The following is a 20,233-nucleotide window of genomic DNA, read 5'->3' as shown; positions in this document are numbered from 1 at the left end:
ACGATTTGCGGAATTTTTTTAATATTGTGGTCCTCATACTCCTACTCAGTGGGTTTTGGTACGGATATGGTAAAGACATTCAGGAGTCTGGGTTCAAGGCCGGAGTAGGTTCCTTCGTGTCCGATGTTCGTTCTTTCATAAATGGGCCAGAGGTTTCAACTGCCTTGGAAAAGGTGAATACTGGTGTCAACAACCTATTCGGTTCACTAACGGAAAAATTGGATTCGGTTTCTGAAAAAGAACGGCAGGAAAAAGAAAAAGTGAAAAAACCAACACTGGAAGCACCTGCCGAGGCGTCCTTTTCAGTCCGTAATATCGAAATCGGTGACACGAAGGATGCCGTGGAAAAACTGGCTGGTGAAGCAAAGCGGCATACGCAGAATGAATATGGCGTAGACTGGTTTTCCTATCACGAAAATTATCAAAATTTCTTCATGGTTGCCTACGATACCAACGATAAAGTCGTTGGTTTATATACGAACCAAGATTTAATTTCCTCAAAGGAAGGCATTAAACGCGGCACACCTAAAGAGGTCGTAACCGAAAAAATGGGGGAGCCTGTAACTAAGCTGCTTAAAGGAAACGTCTATTACCAGATTCGAAGTGATGGAGAATACGATATGTTTGAAATAGATAACAGCTATGTGACCATTTTTTATGACAAACACGAGAAAAATACAGTCACATCGATCCAAATCATCGACACAAAACTTGAAAAGCAAAAAATTGGCTATTTTGCAGAAGCCAGCCCAGAGTTAAAGAAGGGCTTTGAATATCAATTATTCGATTTGACCAATGCATCAAGGGTCAACCATGATCTCTCCGTACTTTCATGGGATAAACAAGTGAAAGTCACTGCACAGGATCACAGTGAAGATATGGCTGTGAACCAATACTTCAACCATACAAATCTTGAAGGAGAATCTCCCTTTGACCGGATGGAAGATGACCAAATCAAATTTCGAATGGCAGGAGAAAACCTGGCGGCCGGGCAGAACAGCAGTATCTTTGCCCATGAAGGTTTAATGAATTCCATCGGACACAGGGAAAACAAGTTACAGAAAGATTTTGAATCGCTCGGGGTCGGTGTTGCCTTCGATGATGAAGAAAAACCTTATTATACGGAGAACTATTTGAGGAAGTAAACGAAAAAGGCTGTGCATGGGGAAATCCAGCACAGTTTTTTTTCATCATGGATATAACAAAGGGCATCCATCTAGAAAAATGGATGCCCTTGTTTTTAAAATATTTTACCAAACGAATAATCCAACGACCATGGCACTTAACAAGGAAACAGCCATCCCGCTAAGCAACAGCTTCCAAACATTCCTACCGATAATGTTCGATTTCTCATCATTAAGGATGGAATTGAATGTTCCATAAATCATGCCTACTGTACTGAAGTTGGCAAATGACGTCAGATAAGTGACAGCGACAGCTACTGTATGCGGGGGTAGTGTACTGATTTTATCCTTTAAATCGAGCAAGGCAACGAACTCATTCGTGGCAAGCTTGATTCCCATCAATTGAGCGACATACATGGCATCATGTCCAGTTAATCCAAGCAGGAATGCAAATGGACTAAAAATCACAGAGAAGATTTTTTGAATGGTCAGGCCATCCACAAAGAAACCAAATATCCCATTCAAGCTTGCTGTTAATGCCACATAACCGATAACCATTGCCATGATGACGAAAACCATCTTGGCTCCCACTAGCATGCTGTTAGAAATGGTGGAAAAGAAATCTTTACGTTCCTCTTTAGCAGGAACATAAACGACGTCTTCCTCTTTACTTACATCTACTGGGTTTAACATGTTAGCAATCAGCAAGGCATTTAAGCAGTTCAAGGGTATCGCCACAAAAACATAGGTTGCCGGTACCATGGAAAGGTAGGCCCCAATAATGGAACCACTGATGCTGCTCATGCTCATGATACCAAATGTCAATAAACGTTGATCTTTAATCGCAGCGAGTTGAATCCGGAGAACGGCAAGTGCCTCGGTATTCCCAAGGAACATCATCTGGATGGAAAAGAAACTCTCAAGTTTCGGCAAACCGGACACTTTGGAGATGAGCCATCCCACTTTATCAATGATCCAGGTAAGTATACCGAAATACGATAAAACATCAAAAAACGTGATAATGAAAATAATTGGCATCAAAGCGCTGAAAAAGAAATCCACTTGTTCATTTGCCATTAAAGATGGAAAGACAAAAGAAATCCCTTCATTTGCACATGCAATCAACCAGGTGAAGAAAGAAGCGATCAGATTAATGACCCATCCCCCTATTTTAGTCGATAACATAAACCAAGTGATAAGCAATTCTACAACAAGTAAGGTAAGAATGGCTTTCCACTTAACGTTCCTTTTATTTGGCGAACAAAGGTAAACGATGCCCATTACAACGATAACACCGAGTATATTCAATAAAAAATACATGTTTGTTTTCAACCCCTTTGATTTATCATTTCCCATTCATTTTTTTTATATAAAAAAGCCCTTATCTTTTTACACTTTCAGCCGCAGGAAGAAAGTGTGAAAAGATAAGAGCTTTCATTAAAACAGGGTATGTCGGATCAAGCGAACCAACATATACCTGTTCATCTCTTCTATTTTCATACTTCCTTGTAGTCCGGCATTATTTTCGGCTGCCAGGTAGAAACTATCAGACCATTGTCACTGATATTATACAAGGATATTTTCAAAATGAATTGATTAGGAAAGATACATTTTAAAACAGTTTATTTTCAATTACAATACGTTTCGTAATTGTTATATTAATATAAATATTTAGACAAAAATAATTAAAAAAAGGAAAGAGAAAGTCTCAAAGCGGCCAATGTAGGGCAATACTTATGAAGTACGATGTCCCAACCATCAACAATAAAAAACACCTGCTTTTTAGCGGTGTTGTAATTTTATTATTTGAGCAATCGGTTATTGTTAAAGTGAATGCGCTTATTAATCCATATAGTCATGTCGCTGCATTTGGATAGAAACGGCTTAAATTAAATTTTCCCGTTGTGATAATCCTTGATTAAATGCTTCATACTAATTATCACATCTCCTATATAAAGAAATAAGGACGTGAATTTTGGTGGATTTTTTTAATAGCCAGGAAACTCTCACTACAATTCAGTGGACTTTGAGAGCCATTATCTCCTTCATCTTTTTACTTTTAACGGTTAAATTGATGGGGCAACGAGCCATCTCACAGTTAAGATTACTTGATTTTATAATGGCATTAATTATTGGAAACATTCTTGCCCACCCTTTGTCTGATGAACAGTTAGGTTTGGAGGGCTCCATGATAACGACCGGTGTATTAGTTCTTTTATATATTATCAGTGTGTTTACGAGCCTTAAGTGGGGCAAACTCCGAAGTTTCTTTGAACCACTCCCTTTTCCTCTTATCGAAAATGGGCAAATCGTTTACAAAAGCTTGGCAAGGGCGCGAATCTCCATCGATTTTTTATTATCAGAATTAAGAAAAGAAAAAATTGATGATCTTCAAAAAGTATCGCTCGCACTATGGGAACCAGATGGTACTATTTCATTGTTTTTACATCCTCAATATGAAGCAGTAACCCCAGCAGATATGCATCTAGCAACAAATGCCTTCCCTTTTCCTAAAACGATTATCAGAGAAGGAAAGATTGATTTTAAAGAATTAAATCGAGACGGTAAAGACGAAGTATGGCTGAAAAACAGAATCAAAGTGACCTATAATGCGGAGGTAAATGATATTTTATTAGCAACGATTGATAATAACGATAACTTAAAGGTCTTTTTCTACAATTAAATACGTAAAGCTTAAGGGCACTCCAAAAAAAACAATAACTACCCAGGAACCAGAATAAACAGTGTATCTGATTGTTCATAAAAAAAGACTAAGAGCATTGATTACTCGGAGTTTTTATCTTTTGTAGCCAAAATAAAATCCCCTCAAGAAAAGTGTAAAGCCTACATATAAATGTGGGTTTTTGCACTTTCAACTTAAAGGGGATAATATGATATCCGGCGGTCTTCTCTCATGACCTTCAAGAAAATCCGCTTATTACTCCGACCAATTCAGTGTATTTAAGAATTTATATACATCCTCGTAAACCTGCTCACGTTCTTTACCTAATGTGATGATATGACCAGATTTTTCATACCATATCAAGTGTTTGTGCTGCGTATCGACTTCATTGAAAATCGCTGTAGCACTGTTCGTATAGTCGGGATCATCCAAACGTCCTTGTAAAACTAGAGTTGGTGATGTGATCAAATCTAAATTTTCACCCGTGTCATTTATTATATTCAACACATCATTTAGAAAAGACATAGGCTCTTCTTCCAATAGCTTCAATTCGGTAGCAATTTGCTCCGCATCTTTGCCCTCAAACTTCTTATAGGCCTGTGCATAACTGAGCAAACGGTTTTTTTGTCGATCGATACTTTTTCCTTGCGTCGGAGCACACATTGAAACTACTCCTGTTACAGGCAACTCAATTCCTACCTTTAATGAGAAAACCCCTCCTAATGAAATTCCTACAACAGCAATTTCATCATAGCCTTCATCCTTAAGGAATTGATAGCCATTGACTACATCTTCCCACCATTCCTTTGGGCCTGTCTGAATGAGTTCCTCACCTGACATTCCATGTCCTCTATAAAGAGGTCCGTGGCTAGTATAGTCACGATCATTCAGGTATTTCCCTAATTTTTTCATATCTCCTGTACTTCCAGTAAACCCGTGAAGTAAAAGAACTGCTCTATTTCCACCTTTGTATGTGAATGACTCGGGTGCTTTCACTTTCATCTATCTAGGACCTTCTTTCTGCTCTTGTTAATAAATAGAATCTAAATGATTTTCAAAAAAAAATCAATTAATACCCCTTGAGTGGGATTTTTTCTATCCTATTCCGTTTTTTCATTAAAACAGTTAAATCATGTATATAAGTATCCTTACCACACTCGTTACAACTCATCCGTTCCAGAGCACATTTTACTATGATTGATTTCATTTAGCAATCGTCATTTAACCATTTTTTTTAAGAAAAGTAAAATGCACCTTGTGTTACGAGGTACAACGTATTACACTTTACAAATGAAAAAGGAGGCGATTTTATTTGGATAAAGAATTAATGAAGGGAAGCGTTGACCTCCTTTTGCTTTCACTTCTGTCACAAAAAAAGCTATATGGCTATGAAATGACAAAGATTTTGAGGGAAATGAGCATGGGCAAATATGAAATAAGTGAAGGCACACTCTACCCAGCCCTCAAACGGTTAGAAAAAAAGGAGTTCATTGAAGGCCATTGGAAAGAGTCCGAGTCAGGTCGAAGGAAATATTATCATGTTACAGAAAGTGGACAAACCGAGCTAGAACGAAAACGAAGCTGCTTTTACTTCCTGGAAAAATTAGTTCGTAAAAGCGCAAAGGCATTCTGAATAAAAAGCAATATAAAAAAGCTTTCTGGTGCAGGAAGCTTTTTTGCTGATTTACTCTGATATTGTGCGCTTTACTCGTGAATTCCTCCATTTACAAAAAAAAGGACCTATTTTGGTCCTTTTTTGTCGTCTATTCCTTTATGCTTCCGATAATTGGCGCAGGAGAGCTTCATGCATTCTCCTTGGACATGCGGACCATATTTTTCACGAAAGGCCTCGAGGCAATAGCATTTGTCTTCTTCCTTTTTGGGTCCATCCATCGAGTGCATCCCTCCTAGCATTTCAACCGGAGACTACACGCTTCTCCAGCTCTACGTTGATTCGTCCCAATAATACGGCACCGATTGACTGAATGATCGTTTTAACGATAATTTGGCCGATAACCGCAGCGGGTACGGCTTCCCATGGCAATATATTGGCACCCAGTGGGCTAAGGCCAATCACGACAAATATCACCGAATCGAAAAACCCTCCAACAATCCCGCTGTAAAACACCCTCCAACTCATCGGAAGTTTTAATCGGGTATAAATTTCAGTATCCGCTGTTTCTGCCACCACGAACGATAATGCGGAAGCAAAGACAATCAATAACGTATCTCCTAATAAAAATGATACACACGCAGATAAAATAAGTGCCGTAATAATGCATAAATAGGTTTTCGTCCTGCCGAATTTATTTTGGACCAGATCTCGAAAGATGAAGGTTCCCCCAATGAGCAATGTACCCATCGGAATGATGAACACACCAAGATGTAGTGGTGCAAAAGCGGCTGTAACCACATTCGCGGTGACGATGGATACTAAATACAATAAAATTCTTAACATTTCTTCATTCTCCTTATACAGAAAAAACAGCACTCTAAGAAAGAGCACTGTTCCCCTTAGTTTTTTTGAGAGGGTAGCTAGAACCTCTTCCGCCCGAGCGGATTATTTTTTTCCTTATTTATCGTAGCTTGAAAATGACTGGAAATCAAGAAGTTTCCATACGGCTGGCGCTGGGAAGGCTGCGAATCCGCGGATATCGTTTTCAGACCTGCTAAGAGAACATCCGTCTTTCCAGAGCTTCGCACTTAGCTATGATCCCTGAAAATCCTCTACTATGACTCTGTAATTCCTCCATGCAGGCTTTTGCCGATTTTTGTCGCAGAAAACTGCTTGACCGGCTGTATATGAAAAGCAGACAATCATTGATAGAGTTAAATATCCAAACAAGCGGTATCTAAGTGCCAAAGCAGGGTCCTGAGAAGGAATGACAGAAGTATAAACGCGAGGAGGAATAGAAAAATGAAAAAAACATCGTTTGTCTATGCTATTTATATCGCCACCACACCAGAGAGGCTTTGGGAAGCTCTAACGAGTGGTGAAGTCACGAAGAAATATCACTTTGGCTGTCAAGTCCAGTCTGACTGGCAAGAAGGCTCCACCGTTCATTATTTGCTTGAAGATGGGCGGATTACTGATCATGGTAAAATACTAAAGTGTGAGCCCTTTCACTTGCTCTCGTTCACATGGAACATGGTAGGAGACGAAACACCTCGCGACCATCCCACTCGGGTCACCTTTGAACTAAAGCCAATGGATGATTCAACCTTGAAGTTAACGCTTAAGCATGAGGGGCTATTGGAAACAGATTTCGTTGCTGATGATATTACCTTTGAAGGCTTAAATAATGGATGGCCAGCCATTCTAAGTAACCTGAAGAGCTTGCTTGAAACTGGACGGACCTTGCCGCCAATATCTGTTGATCGGTAATTAAGTTAGGGAAAAACGTTAGTTAGTATGGAAATAGTGATGCCAACTTATGAGGTGTTTGAAGCCATCGTAATCCTCATCGAGGAATCATTATTATTTAAGGATGAAATGTCACCCTTGAGTTTTCACTTTCCCTAAGGTTTGACGCGAAAAATCATTCGGAAATCACTTTTAGATACAAACCCTTCGAAGCTTTTTTATTGGCTTCAATTCCCATGTTCTTCACTTTTTCAGATAAACTGGATGCTCTTACTAATTGGGTTCCATGAATAACGGAAGGATCAATGAGGCGCACTTTATTTTTCAGGTGTATATCGTAGTCCCATTGATCCTCCTTCACCAATACGTTACCATGAATCCGTTTTAGCAGGTTTTGCACTTCATCGTCTCCAATAGAGCTTAACAAGAGCATGACTTCATCATCTTCTCCGAGTAAGTCATCAAGGCTGATCCGGTTTTTATCCAAAGCCAGTTTTAAGGTCTTTGCCAACATATCATAGCCATATATATTAAGTGGGTCCATGAAAAAATCAATAACTTCGCTGTAATATGTTTCCACAAACCATTCCGCCGATTCAATATTATCCAGATACATCCTACCGTTTATGATGGTTATATGTCCTAGAAAGTCATGAACGGATTCGAGTTTGATATGTCCGTATTGATACATATCCCGGAGAGTATAATCAACCCGATCGGCACATAACTCAGGTGCTGGCTGTTCAAGCAATGCCCATTTTGACTGAAAAATATCTTCACAATTATATCCATACTGTTTCAGTATAGATGGAATTTCGGATACCATAATGACATGATCATAAATTTTTTCATGATAATCTTCATCCTTATAATCCAGAGCAAAATCAATGACATGGGAAAATGCAGTGTGGGATACGTCATGCAGCAAGCCCGCGATTTGTTCCTCTAATGACCCACCAATCGACTTTATTAAAAGCATCACACCAATAGAATGTTCAAATCGTGTAACATTCCACTTCTCATTAACTAAATAACTTGCCCCTCCTTGATGTATCCCCTTCAACCTTTGGACCGGTTTGCTCCCTATCAGCTCTTCCAGGACTCCCTCTACAATGTGTTTCCCATAGATACTATCCGAAACAATCAATAACTGCGGCCTCCTCCATTAGTTTACTCATTACAGGTAGGTGATTTCACTGATCCTCTTCTGTAAAAATTATTTCCCCCCTTTCATTTTGCTCATATTGTTTTCTTGTAAATTTAATTAACTCCTCTTCATCATTCAAATCGATATCACCTGGATTGACCTCATCCATATCCGCTATGATTATCATTTCATTTGTTATTACTTGATCTGGTGGATACACTTCAAAAATGTCTTCTACAGGTTTTGTTTTATCTTTATAAGGCTTAGTGTATAGAAAACACCCTGTCAAGACTATGATAATTGAAGATAATATCCCGAATTTCTTCTTCATTTATTTCATCTCCCAACGCCCATTGAATACCCTCACAATACCACAAAAGGATATTAATGGTTTTAAAATAAATCAAGATTCAGGTTAACTCTGTTTGACGATTACGTGAATTTTCGTTTCATTAAATGGAAAGTTCAACTTTATAAACAGCCATGTATAATTTTATCTAAGAATTGACAATTGGAAATCAGTGAGTTATCATTCTTATTAACCAGTGGTCAATAAATAGGGAGGTGACAAGATGTCTCCAAGAAAATCGGCGGGTAAAGAATTGTCCAGGGAAATGGTCTTGAATGAAGCCAGAGACCTTTTTGCAACGGTAGGATATTCGAATGTCTCAATGAGGCAATTGGCTAAATCATTGGATTGCAGCCATGGAGCCATTTATTATCATTTTAAAAATAAGGCAGAAATATTTTATAGTTTGGTGAAAACGGATTTTTCCGTTCTAAATCATTTAATCGATGATATCATCATGTCGGAAAATGACCCTTCTGAAAAAATGGAAAAGATTTTATTGTGTTTCTTAGAGTTCGGTTTAACCCAACAGAATCATTATTCCATCATGTTTTTATCGAAGGAAAAAGAAATTCAGCAGTTACTTCAATTCGATTCTAATAAAACATACGAGAAGCTAATCCAGTCCCTGACGGACCTAACGGACAACAAACTGAATCCTGCATCGATATGGTCCATTTTTCTTTCTCTTCACGGATTCATAACTTTTTATATTAATTCTGAACTATCATATCAAGATGTAAAAGGTTTAGCATATTTTCATGTTAAAAATATCACGAAGAACATCATATAATTTTTTTGAACATTATTAACCAATGGTCAATTAAAATTCGGGAGGCTTTTAAATGGTAAAGAATTTCCTTCATATTGAAGGACTCATGGTCCTTTTAGCTACGATTTTCATCTATTCGTCATATGAATTCAGCTGGTCGATTTTCCTTTTATTGATTTTGTCTCCTGATGTTTCCATGCTGGCCTATCTGATTAACGAGCGGATTGGAGCAAAAGTTTATAACTTATTTCATACTTATACCCTCTCCATATTCACGATTTTACTAGCCGTTTTTCTAAAGTCGGATGCATTGATGATGATTGGTTTAATTTGGACCGCTCATATTGGAATGGATCGCTTATTAGGGTATGGTCTTAAATACACATCATCCTTCAAAGCTACGCACATTCAAAGGCTGTAATAAGTAAAAGGCAGCGTGATTACGCATCACACTGCCTCCTGCTCTCTTTTCTTTACACGCCTCGCTTGTTCCCCCATATATAGGTATGCAGCTGTGGCAGCACTTTCACATCATTCAATTCATCATCAGCTATCACTTTATCAATTAACTCTTCATATTTCTTCAAAAGTCCGCTAATTAGCTGCTGATCATCCGCCGTCCTGCTGTCATCATTCCCGACCTGCAGATAAAAAGGAATATCCGGGTACCGGCCATGTACTTTTTTTGCATACTGATAATCTTCATCATCAAAGACGACTACCTTCAACGAGACATTATTATCGGGATTACGAACAGCCAGGTTCGATATGATTTGATCAAGCACCGTAAAGTCCGTGTTCATTCTAGAGCTCGGCGGCTTAGGTGAAATAGTCAGTTCATCAATATCGAGAAACCAATCCTGCCATCGGCTCCCCTGTGTTTCGACACCAATTTTCATTTTATTTTCATGTAAGATCGCTATCAAGCCGTTTAGGTTTTTCAGCAGAGCCGGGTTTCCGCCTGATATCGTCACGAAGGAAAAACCGGAACCCCCAATTCGCTTCAGCTCATCCCATATTTCTCTAGCAGTCATTTGGACGGTATCTTCCTTACCGGTCCCATCCCAAGTAAATGCGGAATCACACCAGGCACACGAATAATCGCATCCGGCCGTCCGAACGAACATGGTTTTTTGACCAATGACCATTCCCTCACCTTGGATGGTCGGGCCAAAGATTTCCATAACGGGGAGTTTACTCACTTTCCATCCACTCCCGTCTGGCTTCAGCATAGCTTGTTGGCGTTTCGTATAGTCGAACAAATTCAACTCTAGCACCCTCATATTCTTTTAATGAAAGGGCTCCGGCCATTTTTTCATAAATCCAGACAACCATATTTTCAGCTGTTGTATTCATGAGCGGCAGGGTTTCATTCAAATAACGATGATCCAGATGGATTTCAATTTCATTTTTCCATATATCCTTGATATCCCCAAAATCTATCATCAAACCGCGTGAATCCGTATACCCGCTCAATCCGAAAATGACCTTATATGTGTGGCCATGCAGGTTCTTGCATTTTCCTTCATAGTCATGCAAATGGTGCGCCGCGTCAAAGGTGAATTCCTTACTCACGAGAACCCTCTTATTTGTATACTTCAATTGGCTGCGCTGAATATCTTCATCTATTTTTTGGAGTTTATCCACTATAGTAAAACCGTACATCATGAAAGCACCTTCCGTCTGCTTACATAGTCATCCAGTCCTTTTTTCCGCAGCTTACATGCCGGACAATCTCCACATCCGTCGGAGATGATCCCGTTATAGCAAGTCAAGGTCTTTTCGCGGACAAAGTCGAATGCGCCAAGCTGATCCGCAAGCTCCCATGTTTCCTCTTTATTAAGCCACATTAGCGGCGTATCAATCACGAATGACTGGTCCATCGACAAGTTCAAGGTCACATTCAACGATTTAATGAATACATCACGGCAGTCTGGATATCCCGAGAAATCCGTCTCACATACACCTGTGACGATATGTTTAGCGCCAATCTGACTGGCCAACACCCCGGCAAACGAAAGGAACAGCAAATTCCTCCCTGGTACGAACGTTGAAGGCAATTCCCCGTCTTCCCCGTCCTCCACTGCTATATCACTTCTCGTCAATGCATTCGGTGCCAATTGGTTCAGCAGCGACATGTCAAGGATATGATGATTCACGCCCAATTCCTTGGCAATGTTTTGAGCGCATTCGATTTCCAAGCTATGCCGCTGATTATAATCGAACGTCACCGCTTCCACTTCCTCAAATCTCTCCAATGCCCAGAACAGGCACGTCGTACTGTCCTGACCTCCGCTAAACACAACCACTGCCTTTTCTTTCTTCTTCATTTCTATAAAACTCCTTTTTACGGAAAAAAACAGCACCCTAAGAATAGAGCACTGTTTCTCCTTAGTTTTTTTGAGAGGGTAGCTAGAACCTCTTCCGCCTTAACGCGGAATATTATATTTTTCCAAGTCAATAGTAACTTGAAAACGAGAAAAAATCAAGATGATTATATTTAGTGAATAATAGATCTGATGGAAAATTTGGTTATCTTTTCATTGCTTAAATATCCCATTATCTATCCGATAAAAAAGTATGAACAAAATATCGATAAAGGGGTCCATTCATTTGAAAAGCATTAAAGGAAAAGTATTAGTGGCATTTTCACTCATCATATCTTTATGTATCATCTTAGGAGCATTCAATATTTATAGCAGCAACAAGTCACTGGTATATTCCCAGGATATCATCCAAAAGGAACTTCCGCTTCTTATCCAAGATGAAAAGCTACTATATAATCTAGCACAAAGAACCGCATTCGCCCGAGCTTATATTCTATATGGTGACGAGAGTTATAAAGAAAGGTTCTTGCAATATACCGAAGAAAGCCAGGTCATCCAGGAGGATCTCCTAGCCTTAAGCGATTCTGATAAAGCAAAGGATTTGATCGAGAAAAGCGTGGATTGGAGGACGATGATTGTAGACCGGGTGTTTACACAATATGAAAATGGGAATGAAGAACGCGCTAAAGAAATACTCAAAAATGAAGTCGCGCCAATCAGCAATGAAGTAATGGAGGGTTTCAAGGAGCTTGCTTCGGAACGCGAGGAATTGATTGTCGCTTCAGGTGAAACCGTCATCGCAAGCGGGAAATCGGTTAAGACGACAAGTATCATCATATCCATTGCGGCAGTCCTTATCGGTCTTCTGCTTGCGCTTGTTACAGCCAACCTCATTACCACCCCCCTCCTTAAAATCAGGGACAGGATGAAAATGGTGGCTGACGGAGAGCTGAATCATGAGCCCCTTGTGCAAAAGTCAAATGACGAAATTGGGGAATTAACAGTATCCACCAACCAAATGCAGAAAAACCTGCGTGATACGATTGAAAAAATGCTGGCTGTATCCGAATCCGTTTCGAACCAAAGTGAAAATTTGACACAATCAGCGAATGAAGTCCAACAGGGCAGCAGACAGATAGCGACCACCATGTACGAACTTTCGGAGGGTTCGGAGTCGCAAGCAAACCGGGCATCTGAAATGGTGTGCATGATGGATGAATTCAGCGGCAAGATCGAACAGGCCCACCTTGAAGGAGTCGAGGTATCACAAAGCTCAACCGAGATCCTTTCCATGACAAAGGAAGGAACCACTTTAATGCGAAGTTCAGTCCAAAAAATGAAAATGATTGATGAGGTCGTCAAAAATGCCGTCGAGCAAGTGAAAGGGCTCGATTCCCATTCACAGGAAATCTCTCAGCTTGTTCATGTCATCAAGGATATATCCAATCAAACCAATTTATTGGCCTTGAATGCGGCCATAGAAGCGGCACGGGCTGGCGAACATGGAAAGGGCTTTGCCGTCGTCGCGGATGAGGTTCGAAAACTCGCTGAAGGGGTCACACACTCGGTTGGGGATATCACCGAAATCGTAACCGCAATACAAGCTGGTTCAAAAAACGTCGTCCATTCCCTGGAGGATGGTTATTTACAGGTGGATGAGGGCACGAAACAGATAACCCTTACCGGCCAAACCTTCGAAACGATCAATCACTCTGTCGGGAATATGGGTACGAAGATACAACATATTACTAATGAATTAAACTACATCTCTACAAATAGTAAAAAGATCAATCAGGCCATCGAAGACATTGCAGCCGTTTCTGAGGAGTCAGCAGCAGGAATCGAACAAGTCTCTGCCTCCGCTCAACAATCGAGCTCTTCAATGGATGAAATCACGAATCACGCCAGTGAACTTGCATCGTCTGCCGGGCAACTAACTGAACAGGTTAGGAAATTCCAATTATAATACTAGCATTTCCCGCCACTTGAATGCGGGAAATGCTTTTTTCTTTCCTGCTTGAAGATTGTTTCATTTTCCGGAATTCGGGGAATAAATGAAATTATACACAGTATCATTAACTGATAGAATCATTTATCAAAAAAGCTATTGGAAGTGAATATTTTGCTATGTTTCCTCAATACTAAGTGTGTTATAGTATGAATATTTAAACTATTGACAAATGGCTTGGTTTTGTCCCGTTGATTTCCGCTCCAGGCACTCGCTTTCCGCGGGCGGTCCGGGAGCCCTCCTCGGCGCCGTTGCGCCTGCGGGGTCTCCCTTGGACGCGCATTCCCGCAGGAGTCTCGTACCTTCCGTTCCAATCAACTTTGTTTTGAAGATTAGATGGCACCTCTTTTTCTACAAACTGAGGGGGTTTTGTTTCCTTACCTTGGTGAGTTCAAGTAATTGAACTCATGATCCCAACGTTTCATATCCTTTCACTGAATAGGGACTTCTGCTCAGGAAGGAACAATCGCATGTTTTCTTACAGAACAAATAATGCACAACTTTATTACCGCCAAAGCATATTTTTCTCTCCAAAATTGTAAAAAAAGGTTAATTTTATGTGATTTCATGTTACGATTAAACCAAGACCTTTTACCCCACAAGGAGGAATTCATATGAAACGTTTTTTCAAATTCATAACAGAGTTTAACGAAAGGAAAGCCCTAGAACGGGAAACCAACGAATTCTTTCGCAAGGAATACGAAAATTATATGAAGATGAATTCTGAAAACAAAGGAAAAAGGAGATTAGCTCCTAAACTTTATGTGATTGATGGTGGTAAAAAAGGTTCCACCCCAGAGGTTTCTGACAGAAAGAAATCCAGTTAATCTTAATTCTTCTTCCATAATCAGCTACTGGTAGTTAGCTCCTTTCCCTTAAATGTAAATTCCCTCATGAAAGATTGAGATTCATTACCCATTCCATAAATAAGCAGAAAGCTCAGATATACGTCTGAGCTTTTTATTTTTCATTCACCCATTAACATTATAATAGAAGAAACTAGGTATTTTTTAAAAAAATTGGATTAACTTTAGTTTATTTCATGTTTCAGGTAAAGAAGTGAATATAGGTCCCAAGGTGCTTTTTTGGCAAAAAGCAGAAAAATCTCAAAAAAAAGAGATGTGTTCATTTACTCATCTTTATTCATATTCAAAAGAATCCAACTAATTGAGTCGATAGATGCAATCCCTGACATTGGATGACAAATGCATAAACAATATTACATAAGGATTAACTTCTGGGTATAAACAATTATTTAACTGTAATAAACCTCACTTCCAAAAACAATTCATTATATAAATATAGCCATTAAGCATTGGGTTCAAATACTTACGAAATTGTTTTGGCGCTATTAATCATGGATTTTTGTTACAACTCCCATAAATTAGTGTAAATAAACCAGGTTTTACTGAGTTTTCATCCGTATCTTTGTACTCATAGAACTTTTAATCCCTTTAGATACTATTACACTCTTATATACATTTTTTTGAAAAAGATGATGAAAACTATATCGCGATAGAATAATTGGCTCTTGCCTATTAAGTTTAAAATCATGTAGTGTGTATTCAGTAAATCAAATACTTCAAAAAAGAGAGGTAAAAAAATGGCACCAATATTTATATGTGCGATCTTTTTGCTTGGCTATGGAATAGTCGAACAAAAACGCCATCAAAAGCGTCTCGACTCCATTCCAGTACGTGTAAATGTGAATGGGATTCGAGGGAAATCGACTGTAACGCGTTTAATTACAGGTGTAATTCAGGAAGCTAAGTACAAAACAGTAGGTAAAACAACCGGAACATCGGCAAGAATGATCTATTGGTTTACGGACAAAGAAAAACCGATTGTACGCCGCCCAGAGGGACCGAACATTGGTGAACAACGGCGTGTGGTCAAAGAAGTTGCCGATCTTGGAACAGAGGCACTTGTTTGTGAATGTATGGCCGTTCAGCCAGATTATCAACTAATCTTCCAAAATAAAATGATACAAGCCAACATTGGGGTCATCGTGAATGTATTAGAAGACCATATGGATGTCATGGGACCAACATTGGATGAGGTAGCTGAGGCCTTCACTGCTACCATACCCCATAATGGTCATTTAATAACAATCGAAAGTGAATACTTGGACTTTTTCAAACAAATTGCCAAAGAACGCAACACAAAAGTGATTGTGGCAGATAATTCAAGAATATCGGAAGATTTCCTACGCGAATTCGACTATATGGTATTTCCTGATAACGCTTCACTGGCTTTGGCCGTTGCAGAAGCTTTGGGCATTGATGAAAAAACGGCATTTCGCGGCATGTTAAATGCACATCCCGATCCAGGTGCCATGCGGATCACCAAGTTCGGGGATCCAATCCAGCCAACTTTCTTTGTAAATGGCTTTGCAGCAAATGACGCGTCATCGACTCTGAATATCTGGGAACGTGTCAATACGTTCGGATACAGCACAGAACCTCCTATCGTCATCATGAACTGCCGTCCCGATCGTGTTGATCGTACCGAGCAGTTTGCAAGAGATGTCTTGCCATACATAAAGTCGGAAATCGTCATTGCCATTGGTGAAACTACATCACCGATCACAAGGGTTTTCGAGCAAGGTAATTTAGATACAAAAGAGTATTGGGATTTAGAAAACTGGTCAACTGAAGAAATCGTGGCCCGTCTCCGCCCATTAATGAAAAACCGCATCGTTTACGGTGTCGGTAATATTCATGGTGCCGCGGAACCATTAATCGAAGCATTCATGAAATCTAAAACGAAGCAAAAAGCGAGTTAAGTAGGAGGAACCTTAATGTTTGGAACGGATTTATATGTAGCACTAGTTCTAGGAGTAACGCTAAGCCTTATCTTTTCAGAAAAAACGGGTGTCGTACCCGCAGGACTTATTGTACCAGGTTATTTGGCATTAGTATTTGACCAATGGGAAATCATGCTGACCATCCTGATCATTAGTGTCGTAACTTATTTAATCGTCACTCACGGCCTTTCAAGATGGGTGATTTTATATGGAAGAAGAAAATTCGCAGCCATGATGGTGACCGGGATTTGCTTGAAACTCCTATTGGACTTCGTCTACCCCGTCATGCCGTTTGAAATATTCGAGTTTCGGGGAATCGGTATAATCGTACCTGGATTGATAGCCAATACCATTCAAAGACAAGGAATGCCATTAACACTCGGCAGCACACTTTTATTATCCGGCTTAACTTTCGGTTTAATGAACGTGTACTCCCTATTCTGAGGTGCATAAAATGAAACGGACTTTAAATTCAAAAGAAAAAACACTTATCTTTATAAAGCGCACTAAGAAAAAGAATCTTAAATACGCTGGAATCATACTACCTATATTACTAATCGCTTTAGGCATTACCACTTGGATGGGACGGGCTGAAGATGTGAAAACAGCCGCTTCCAAATCTGATCAACCATTGACGATGACAATGGTCGGTGATGTGATGATGGGGCGTAATGTTGAAGAAGTGACGGAAAAGCACGGGTATGATTATCTGTTCCGTTATATGAAGCCCTATTTTGCCGCTTCAGACTATGTCAGCGGGAATTATGAACACCCTGCTTTAAAAAACGGGGTATCCAACTACAAGGAAGCAGACACGGCCATCCGGTTAAACTCCAATAAAAGTGGTGTGAAGGCCGTTAAAGATGCAGGCTTCTCTGTGATGACATTGGCCAATAATCATATGATGGACTTTGAAGAACAAGGACTTCTTGATACGATTGATGAATTCAAAAATGCGGATATGGACTATGTCGGTGTTGGATCGAACACTGCCGACGCTAAAGCTAGCATCGACTATGCGGACGTTAATGGCTTACGTGTCGCAACACTTGGCTTCACAGATGTTTATAAAAAGGATGCCGTTCCAACAAATGATCAAGCTGGCTTATTGAACTCGAATCCTGATTTGCTATTTGAAATGATTGGCAAAGCAAGGGATTCCGAGCAAGGTAACGCAGATTTGGTTGTAGTGAATATGCATTGGGGTCAAGAGTATTCATCATCTGCAACCTCTCGTCAAACTGACTTGGCTAAAGCGGTCATCGATGCGGGGGCAGACATCATCATCGGCCATCATCCCCATGTACTACAATCTTTTGATGTTTATAAAGATGGGATCATTTTCTATAGTTTAGGAAACTTCATTTTCGATCAAGGCTGGACACGTACAAAGGATTCAGCCATGGTTCAATACCATTTGGCGGAAGACGGAAAAGCTGCAATCGATGTCGTTCCTCTGCAAATTGAAGAAGCCACACCAAGGCCAGCCACCTCATCAATCGATCAATCACGAGTTTACCGTCAGTTGACGAAGGAAACGAGTGAAAAAGTCCAATGGTCGAAAAAAGAGGATCATATCGAGATTACCATGAATCACAAGAAGGTAATCGACCATAAGGCACAACGTGAACAAGAAGAAAAAGCTGCGAAAGACAAGAAAGCAGCACAAGAGAAAAAAGAAGAAAAAGTTAAACAGCAGAACATGCACCCCATCCAGTAAGAAAACAATGGATCCTACGTGAATAAGAGAAACACACTACTTAGATGCTCAACGAAAAGGGGGAACAACAGATGATTAACCGTATAACGAGAAAAGTGCTCCTTTCCCTTTGCATGCTCATATATATAGCTGGATGTTCGAAGCCACCCCCTATTTCTGACACGAATGAACCGATAGATAATAAGACAGCACAATCATATGGGGTCAGTTCCTCAAACCCTATCGCAATAGATGTGGGGATGGATATTTTGGATAACGGCGGAACTGCGGCGGATGCCGCTATTGCGGTATCTTATGCATTAGGTGTAATCGAACCCTATGGATCGGGGATAGGTGGCGGCGGCGGTATGCTGATCGACCCTGAGTCCGGCAAACCCAATTTCATCGATTATCGTGAATCCTCTCCGGAAGATCCAAGTTCAAGACACCATACGGGGATTCCTGGTTTAGTAGCCGGCATGCAAGTTATCCATGATAAGTATGGAAGCGTACCGATGGAAGATCTTATTCAGCCTGCCATCGATTTGGCTCAAGGCGGGTTTAAAGTGGACGAAATGTTATCCTCACGCTTGGCTGGAGCCCAACCAAGGATTTCTTCAGATGAGACTTCCCTATTTTATCCTGATGGTGATGCCATTGAACCAGGAAAGACGCTTATTCAAAAAAAGCTTGCTGATACATTGAAGAAGATTCAACAGGAAGGTACTGATGGTTTATATAAAGGGGAGATCGCACGGGATATTAAAAGAGAGACAGACGTTGACCTGATGGATTTAAAGCGTTATGAGGTGAAAGAACGTAAGCCTGTTCAAGGGACATTTGCCGGTTATGACGTCCTGACCGCCCCTCCTCCCTTTTCCGGGATTACAGTTCTTGAAATGTTGAAACTTGCCGAGGAAACGAACCTAGGTGGTTATTCAAGCAAATCAGCTTATATGAAAGTGTTGGGGGGCATCACAAATACGGCTTATCAAGATCGAGCCGCCCATATAGGGGATGGAACCAGTGCAGCTAAGGCTGAACAATTGCTCTCCCCCATTCACTTAAATAATCTTAAAAGTAATATCACAAGTGATAACTGGGAAAATAAAGAATCGAATGGTTCCGAAGAACATGAAAGTACCACACATTTTGTGATCATGGACAAGTATGGCACTGTCGTTTCTGCAACAAATACGCTCAGTAATTTTTTCGGATCTGGTGACTATACGAATGGCTTTTTCCTTAATGATCAATTGAAAAATTTTGGGTCTGACTTGAATGCCCAAAAGGCATATAAACGATCTAGAACATTCACCGCACCAACCATTCTCAAAAATCCAGGGAAGGAATCGATTGGGATCGGTTCACCCGGCGGTGATAGAATTCCTCAAGTATTGATGCAGGTCCTTTATTCATATACAGAGAATGATGGCTCATTTCAGGATATCATCGACCGTAACCGGTTCGTCTATGATGGAAAGAAAATTCATACAGAATCACGGTTTTCGAATGAAATAATATCGGAATTGGAAGATTCAGGATATGAAGTCATTCAAAAGATAAACCCCATGTATTATGGTGGGGTTCAGGTTCTCGTTAAAAACGAGAAAACAGGATTGTTATCCGGAGCTGGGGATAAGAGAAGAAATGGGAGCTGGAAAGCGCAGCAATAAAAATGCAGTCCTGCCTCGCCATTCGAATATCATTTGAACTTTTACCGATGCATAAGGGGATGATAATATGGATATTGTAAAAAAAATCACAAGCTGGGTTATACCTGTTATTCTTATAGCAGCCATGCTCGTGACCATGAATATGTTTAAGCGGACTGAAACTTTATCGCCCGACGAGCAAAAGAAAATAGAACAATATACGACTATCGAAGAATAAAAAAAGCAGGGGCATCCCCGCTTTTTTTATTTTTGCTCTCGACGGGTATGGAATGGGTAAA

22 protein-coding genes and 3 riboswitches are annotated in these 20,233 nt (G+C 40.1%); of the genes, 13 read left to right on the top strand and 9 right to left on the bottom strand.

Annotation, left to right across the window (positions count from 1 at the left end; genetic code table 11):
• Nucleotides 1-5: 5 nt before the first annotated feature.
• A complete protein-coding gene (locus ACQKMH_RS02035) occupies nucleotides 6-1,145 on the top strand; it encodes a CAP domain-containing protein (protein WP_427585849.1) in 1,140 nt (379 codons plus the stop codon).
• Between the two features lie 105 nt (nucleotides 1,146-1,250).
• Here ACQKMH_RS02035 and ACQKMH_RS02030 read toward each other — a convergent pair whose 3' ends face one another.
• Entirely contained in the window at nucleotides 1,251-2,444 is a 1,194-nt protein-coding gene (locus ACQKMH_RS02030; RefSeq protein WP_427585848.1) for a nucleoside transporter C-terminal domain-containing protein, read from the bottom strand.
• Between the two features lie 169 nt (nucleotides 2,445-2,613).
• Nucleotides 2,614-2,718: riboswitch (purine riboswitch) on the bottom strand.
• A gap of 384 nt (nucleotides 2,719-3,102) precedes the next feature.
• On the opposite strand from ACQKMH_RS02030, the gene ACQKMH_RS02025 reads away from it, so the two are divergent.
• Nucleotides 3,103-3,807, top strand: coding sequence for a DUF421 domain-containing protein (locus ACQKMH_RS02025; protein WP_427585847.1), 705 nt, complete (start codon nucleotides 3,103-3,105; stop codon nucleotides 3,805-3,807).
• A 255-nt stretch (nucleotides 3,808-4,062) separates the two neighbouring features.
• Here ACQKMH_RS02025 and ACQKMH_RS02020 read toward each other — a convergent pair whose 3' ends face one another.
• Nucleotides 4,063-4,809, bottom strand: coding sequence for an alpha/beta hydrolase (locus tag ACQKMH_RS02020; protein ID WP_427585846.1), 747 nt, complete (start codon nucleotides 4,807-4,809; stop codon nucleotides 4,063-4,065).
• 310 nt (nucleotides 4,810-5,119) lie between these two features.
• On the opposite strand from ACQKMH_RS02020, the gene ACQKMH_RS02015 reads away from it, so the two are divergent.
• Nucleotides 5,120-5,440 carry a PadR family transcriptional regulator gene (locus tag ACQKMH_RS02015; protein ID WP_427585845.1) on the top strand — a complete coding sequence of 107 codons (321 nt, stop codon included), beginning with the start codon at nucleotides 5,120-5,122 and terminating at the stop codon, nucleotides 5,438-5,440.
• A gap of 107 nt (nucleotides 5,441-5,547) precedes the next feature.
• Here ACQKMH_RS02015 and ACQKMH_RS02010 read toward each other — a convergent pair whose 3' ends face one another.
• Nucleotides 5,548-5,700, bottom strand: coding sequence for a hypothetical protein (locus ACQKMH_RS02010; protein WP_427585844.1), 153 nt, complete (start codon nucleotides 5,698-5,700; stop codon nucleotides 5,548-5,550).
• Between the two features lie 22 nt (nucleotides 5,701-5,722).
• Complete coding sequence (locus ACQKMH_RS02005) at nucleotides 5,723-6,265, bottom strand: VUT family protein (protein WP_427585843.1); 543 nt, start codon at nucleotides 6,263-6,265, stop codon at nucleotides 5,723-5,725.
• A 50-nt stretch (nucleotides 6,266-6,315) separates the two neighbouring features.
• Nucleotides 6,316-6,358: riboswitch (PreQ1 riboswitch) on the bottom strand.
• 366 nt (nucleotides 6,359-6,724) lie between these two features.
• On the opposite strand from ACQKMH_RS02005, the gene ACQKMH_RS02000 reads away from it, so the two are divergent.
• A complete protein-coding gene (locus ACQKMH_RS02000; RefSeq protein ID WP_427585842.1) occupies nucleotides 6,725-7,192 on the top strand; it encodes an SRPBCC family protein in 468 nt (155 codons plus the stop codon).
• Nucleotides 7,193-7,346: 154 nt separating this feature from the next.
• Here the strand turns inward: ACQKMH_RS02000 and ACQKMH_RS01995 are convergent, their stop codons facing one another.
• Nucleotides 7,347-8,318, bottom strand: a complete 972-nt coding sequence (locus ACQKMH_RS01995; protein WP_427585841.1) for an HD domain-containing protein — start codon at nucleotides 8,316-8,318, stop codon at nucleotides 7,347-7,349.
• Between the two features lie 46 nt (nucleotides 8,319-8,364).
• Nucleotides 8,365-8,649 carry a hypothetical protein gene (locus tag ACQKMH_RS01990; protein ID WP_427585840.1) on the bottom strand — a complete coding sequence of 95 codons (285 nt, stop codon included), beginning with the start codon at nucleotides 8,647-8,649 and terminating at the stop codon, nucleotides 8,365-8,367.
• Nucleotides 8,650-8,890: 241 nt separating this feature from the next.
• Between ACQKMH_RS01990 and ACQKMH_RS01985 the strand changes: the two genes are divergently transcribed.
• Nucleotides 8,891-9,460 carry a TetR/AcrR family transcriptional regulator gene (locus ACQKMH_RS01985; RefSeq protein WP_427585839.1) on the top strand — a complete coding sequence of 190 codons (570 nt, stop codon included), beginning with the start codon at nucleotides 8,891-8,893 and terminating at the stop codon, nucleotides 9,458-9,460.
• Between the two features lie 52 nt (nucleotides 9,461-9,512).
• Nucleotides 9,513-9,860 (top strand): DUF4260 domain-containing protein, encoded by a 348-nt coding sequence (locus ACQKMH_RS01980; RefSeq protein WP_427585838.1) that lies wholly within the window; start codon nucleotides 9,513-9,515, stop codon nucleotides 9,858-9,860.
• Nucleotides 9,861-9,912: 52 nt separating this feature from the next.
• On the opposite strand, the gene queE is transcribed toward ACQKMH_RS01980, so the two are convergent.
• From queE to queC, 3 genes are read right to left on the bottom strand one after another with little or no spacing between them, the layout of a single operon-like run.
• Complete coding sequence (queE, locus tag ACQKMH_RS01975) at nucleotides 9,913-10,641, bottom strand: 7-carboxy-7-deazaguanine synthase QueE (RefSeq protein WP_427585837.1); 729 nt, start codon at nucleotides 10,639-10,641, stop codon at nucleotides 9,913-9,915.
• Nucleotides 10,634-11,104, bottom strand: coding sequence for a 6-carboxytetrahydropterin synthase QueD (queD, locus tag ACQKMH_RS01970; RefSeq protein ID WP_427587485.1), 471 nt, complete (start codon nucleotides 11,102-11,104; stop codon nucleotides 10,634-10,636). The genes queE and queD overlap by 8 nt, the downstream gene beginning before the upstream one ends.
• The gene (gene queC / locus ACQKMH_RS01965) at nucleotides 11,104-11,769 is read right to left on the bottom strand and encodes a 7-cyano-7-deazaguanine synthase QueC (protein ID WP_427585836.1); all 666 of its coding nucleotides are present in this window, start codon (nucleotides 11,767-11,769) and stop codon (nucleotides 11,104-11,106) included. Before queC ends, queD begins: the two co-directional genes overlap by 1 nt.
• Before the next feature lie 55 nt (nucleotides 11,770-11,824).
• Nucleotides 11,825-11,867: riboswitch (PreQ1 riboswitch) on the bottom strand.
• A 185-nt stretch (nucleotides 11,868-12,052) separates the two neighbouring features.
• On the opposite strand from queC, the gene ACQKMH_RS01960 reads away from it, so the two are divergent.
• From ACQKMH_RS01960 to ACQKMH_RS01930, 7 genes are all read left to right on the top strand, one after another.
• Complete coding sequence (locus tag ACQKMH_RS01960; RefSeq protein ID WP_427585835.1) at nucleotides 12,053-13,732, top strand: methyl-accepting chemotaxis protein; 1,680 nt, start codon at nucleotides 12,053-12,055, stop codon at nucleotides 13,730-13,732.
• Nucleotides 13,733-14,388: 656 nt separating this feature from the next.
• Complete coding sequence (locus ACQKMH_RS01955) at nucleotides 14,389-14,601, top strand: hypothetical protein (RefSeq protein ID WP_427585834.1); 213 nt, start codon at nucleotides 14,389-14,391, stop codon at nucleotides 14,599-14,601.
• A 776-nt stretch (nucleotides 14,602-15,377) separates the two neighbouring features.
• Nucleotides 15,378-16,559, top strand: a complete 1,182-nt coding sequence (gene pgsB, locus ACQKMH_RS01950) for a poly-gamma-glutamate synthase PgsB (protein WP_230161085.1) — start codon at nucleotides 15,378-15,380, stop codon at nucleotides 16,557-16,559.
• A 15-nt stretch (nucleotides 16,560-16,574) separates the two neighbouring features.
• A complete protein-coding gene (pgsC, locus tag ACQKMH_RS01945) occupies nucleotides 16,575-17,024 on the top strand; it encodes a poly-gamma-glutamate biosynthesis protein PgsC (protein ID WP_427585833.1) in 450 nt (149 codons plus the stop codon).
• A 10-nt stretch (nucleotides 17,025-17,034) separates the two neighbouring features.
• Entirely contained in the window at nucleotides 17,035-18,300 is a 1,266-nt protein-coding gene (locus ACQKMH_RS01940; RefSeq protein WP_427585831.1) for a CapA family protein, read from the top strand.
• A 71-nt stretch (nucleotides 18,301-18,371) separates the two neighbouring features.
• Nucleotides 18,372-19,955 (top strand): gamma-glutamyltransferase family protein, encoded by a 1,584-nt coding sequence (locus tag ACQKMH_RS01935; protein WP_427585830.1) that lies wholly within the window; start codon nucleotides 18,372-18,374, stop codon nucleotides 19,953-19,955.
• 67 nt (nucleotides 19,956-20,022) lie between these two features.
• Entirely contained in the window at nucleotides 20,023-20,172 is a 150-nt protein-coding gene (locus ACQKMH_RS01930; protein ID WP_427585829.1) for a CapE family protein, read from the top strand.
• The last annotated feature ends 61 nt before the right edge of the window (nucleotides 20,173-20,233 follow it).

This window comes from Peribacillus sp. NPDC097895, assembly GCF_050277555.1.
Lineage (GTDB): Bacteria > Bacillota > Bacilli > Bacillales > DSM-1321 > Peribacillus.
Note: the sequence above shows the minus strand (reverse complement) of the source record. Positions and strands in the feature narration are given on the sequence as shown.

Excerpts from the sequence above, each read along its gene's own strand:
- ACQKMH_RS02030 (WP_427585848.1), bottom strand. The coding sequence starts at position 2,444 with ATGTATTTTTTATTGAATATACTCGGTGTTATCGTTGTAATGGGCATC.
- ACQKMH_RS02020 (WP_427585846.1), bottom strand. The coding sequence starts at position 4,809 with ATGAAAGTGAAAGCACCCGAGTCATTCACATACAAAGGTGGAAATAGA.
- ACQKMH_RS02010 (WP_427585844.1), bottom strand. The coding sequence starts at position 5,700 with ATGGATGGACCCAAAAAGGAAGAAGACAAATGCTATTGCCTCGAGGCC.
- ACQKMH_RS02005 (WP_427585843.1), bottom strand. The coding sequence starts at position 6,265 with ATGTTAAGAATTTTATTGTATTTAGTATCCATCGTCACCGCGAATGTG.
- ACQKMH_RS02000 (WP_427585842.1), top strand. The coding sequence starts at position 6,725 with ATGAAAAAAACATCGTTTGTCTATGCTATTTATATCGCCACCACACCA.
- ACQKMH_RS01990 (WP_427585840.1), bottom strand. The coding sequence starts at position 8,649 with ATGAAGAAGAAATTCGGGATATTATCTTCAATTATCATAGTCTTGACA.
- ACQKMH_RS01985 (WP_427585839.1), top strand. The coding sequence starts at position 8,891 with ATGTCTCCAAGAAAATCGGCGGGTAAAGAATTGTCCAGGGAAATGGTC.
- ACQKMH_RS01980 (WP_427585838.1), top strand. The coding sequence starts at position 9,513 with ATGGTAAAGAATTTCCTTCATATTGAAGGACTCATGGTCCTTTTAGCT.
- queD (WP_427587485.1), bottom strand. The coding sequence starts at position 11,104 with ATGTACGGTTTTACTATAGTGGATAAACTCCAAAAAATAGATGAAGAT.
- queC (WP_427585836.1), bottom strand. The coding sequence starts at position 11,769 with ATGAAGAAGAAAGAAAAGGCAGTGGTTGTGTTTAGCGGAGGTCAGGAC.
- ACQKMH_RS01955 (WP_427585834.1), top strand. The coding sequence starts at position 14,389 with ATGAAACGTTTTTTCAAATTCATAACAGAGTTTAACGAAAGGAAAGCC.
- pgsB (WP_230161085.1), top strand. The coding sequence starts at position 15,378 with ATGGCACCAATATTTATATGTGCGATCTTTTTGCTTGGCTATGGAATA.
- pgsC (WP_427585833.1), top strand. The coding sequence starts at position 16,575 with ATGTTTGGAACGGATTTATATGTAGCACTAGTTCTAGGAGTAACGCTA.
- ACQKMH_RS01940 (WP_427585831.1), top strand. The coding sequence starts at position 17,035 with ATGAAACGGACTTTAAATTCAAAAGAAAAAACACTTATCTTTATAAAG.
- ACQKMH_RS01935 (WP_427585830.1), top strand. The coding sequence starts at position 18,372 with ATGATTAACCGTATAACGAGAAAAGTGCTCCTTTCCCTTTGCATGCTC.
- ACQKMH_RS01930 (WP_427585829.1), top strand. The coding sequence starts at position 20,023 with ATGGATATTGTAAAAAAAATCACAAGCTGGGTTATACCTGTTATTCTT.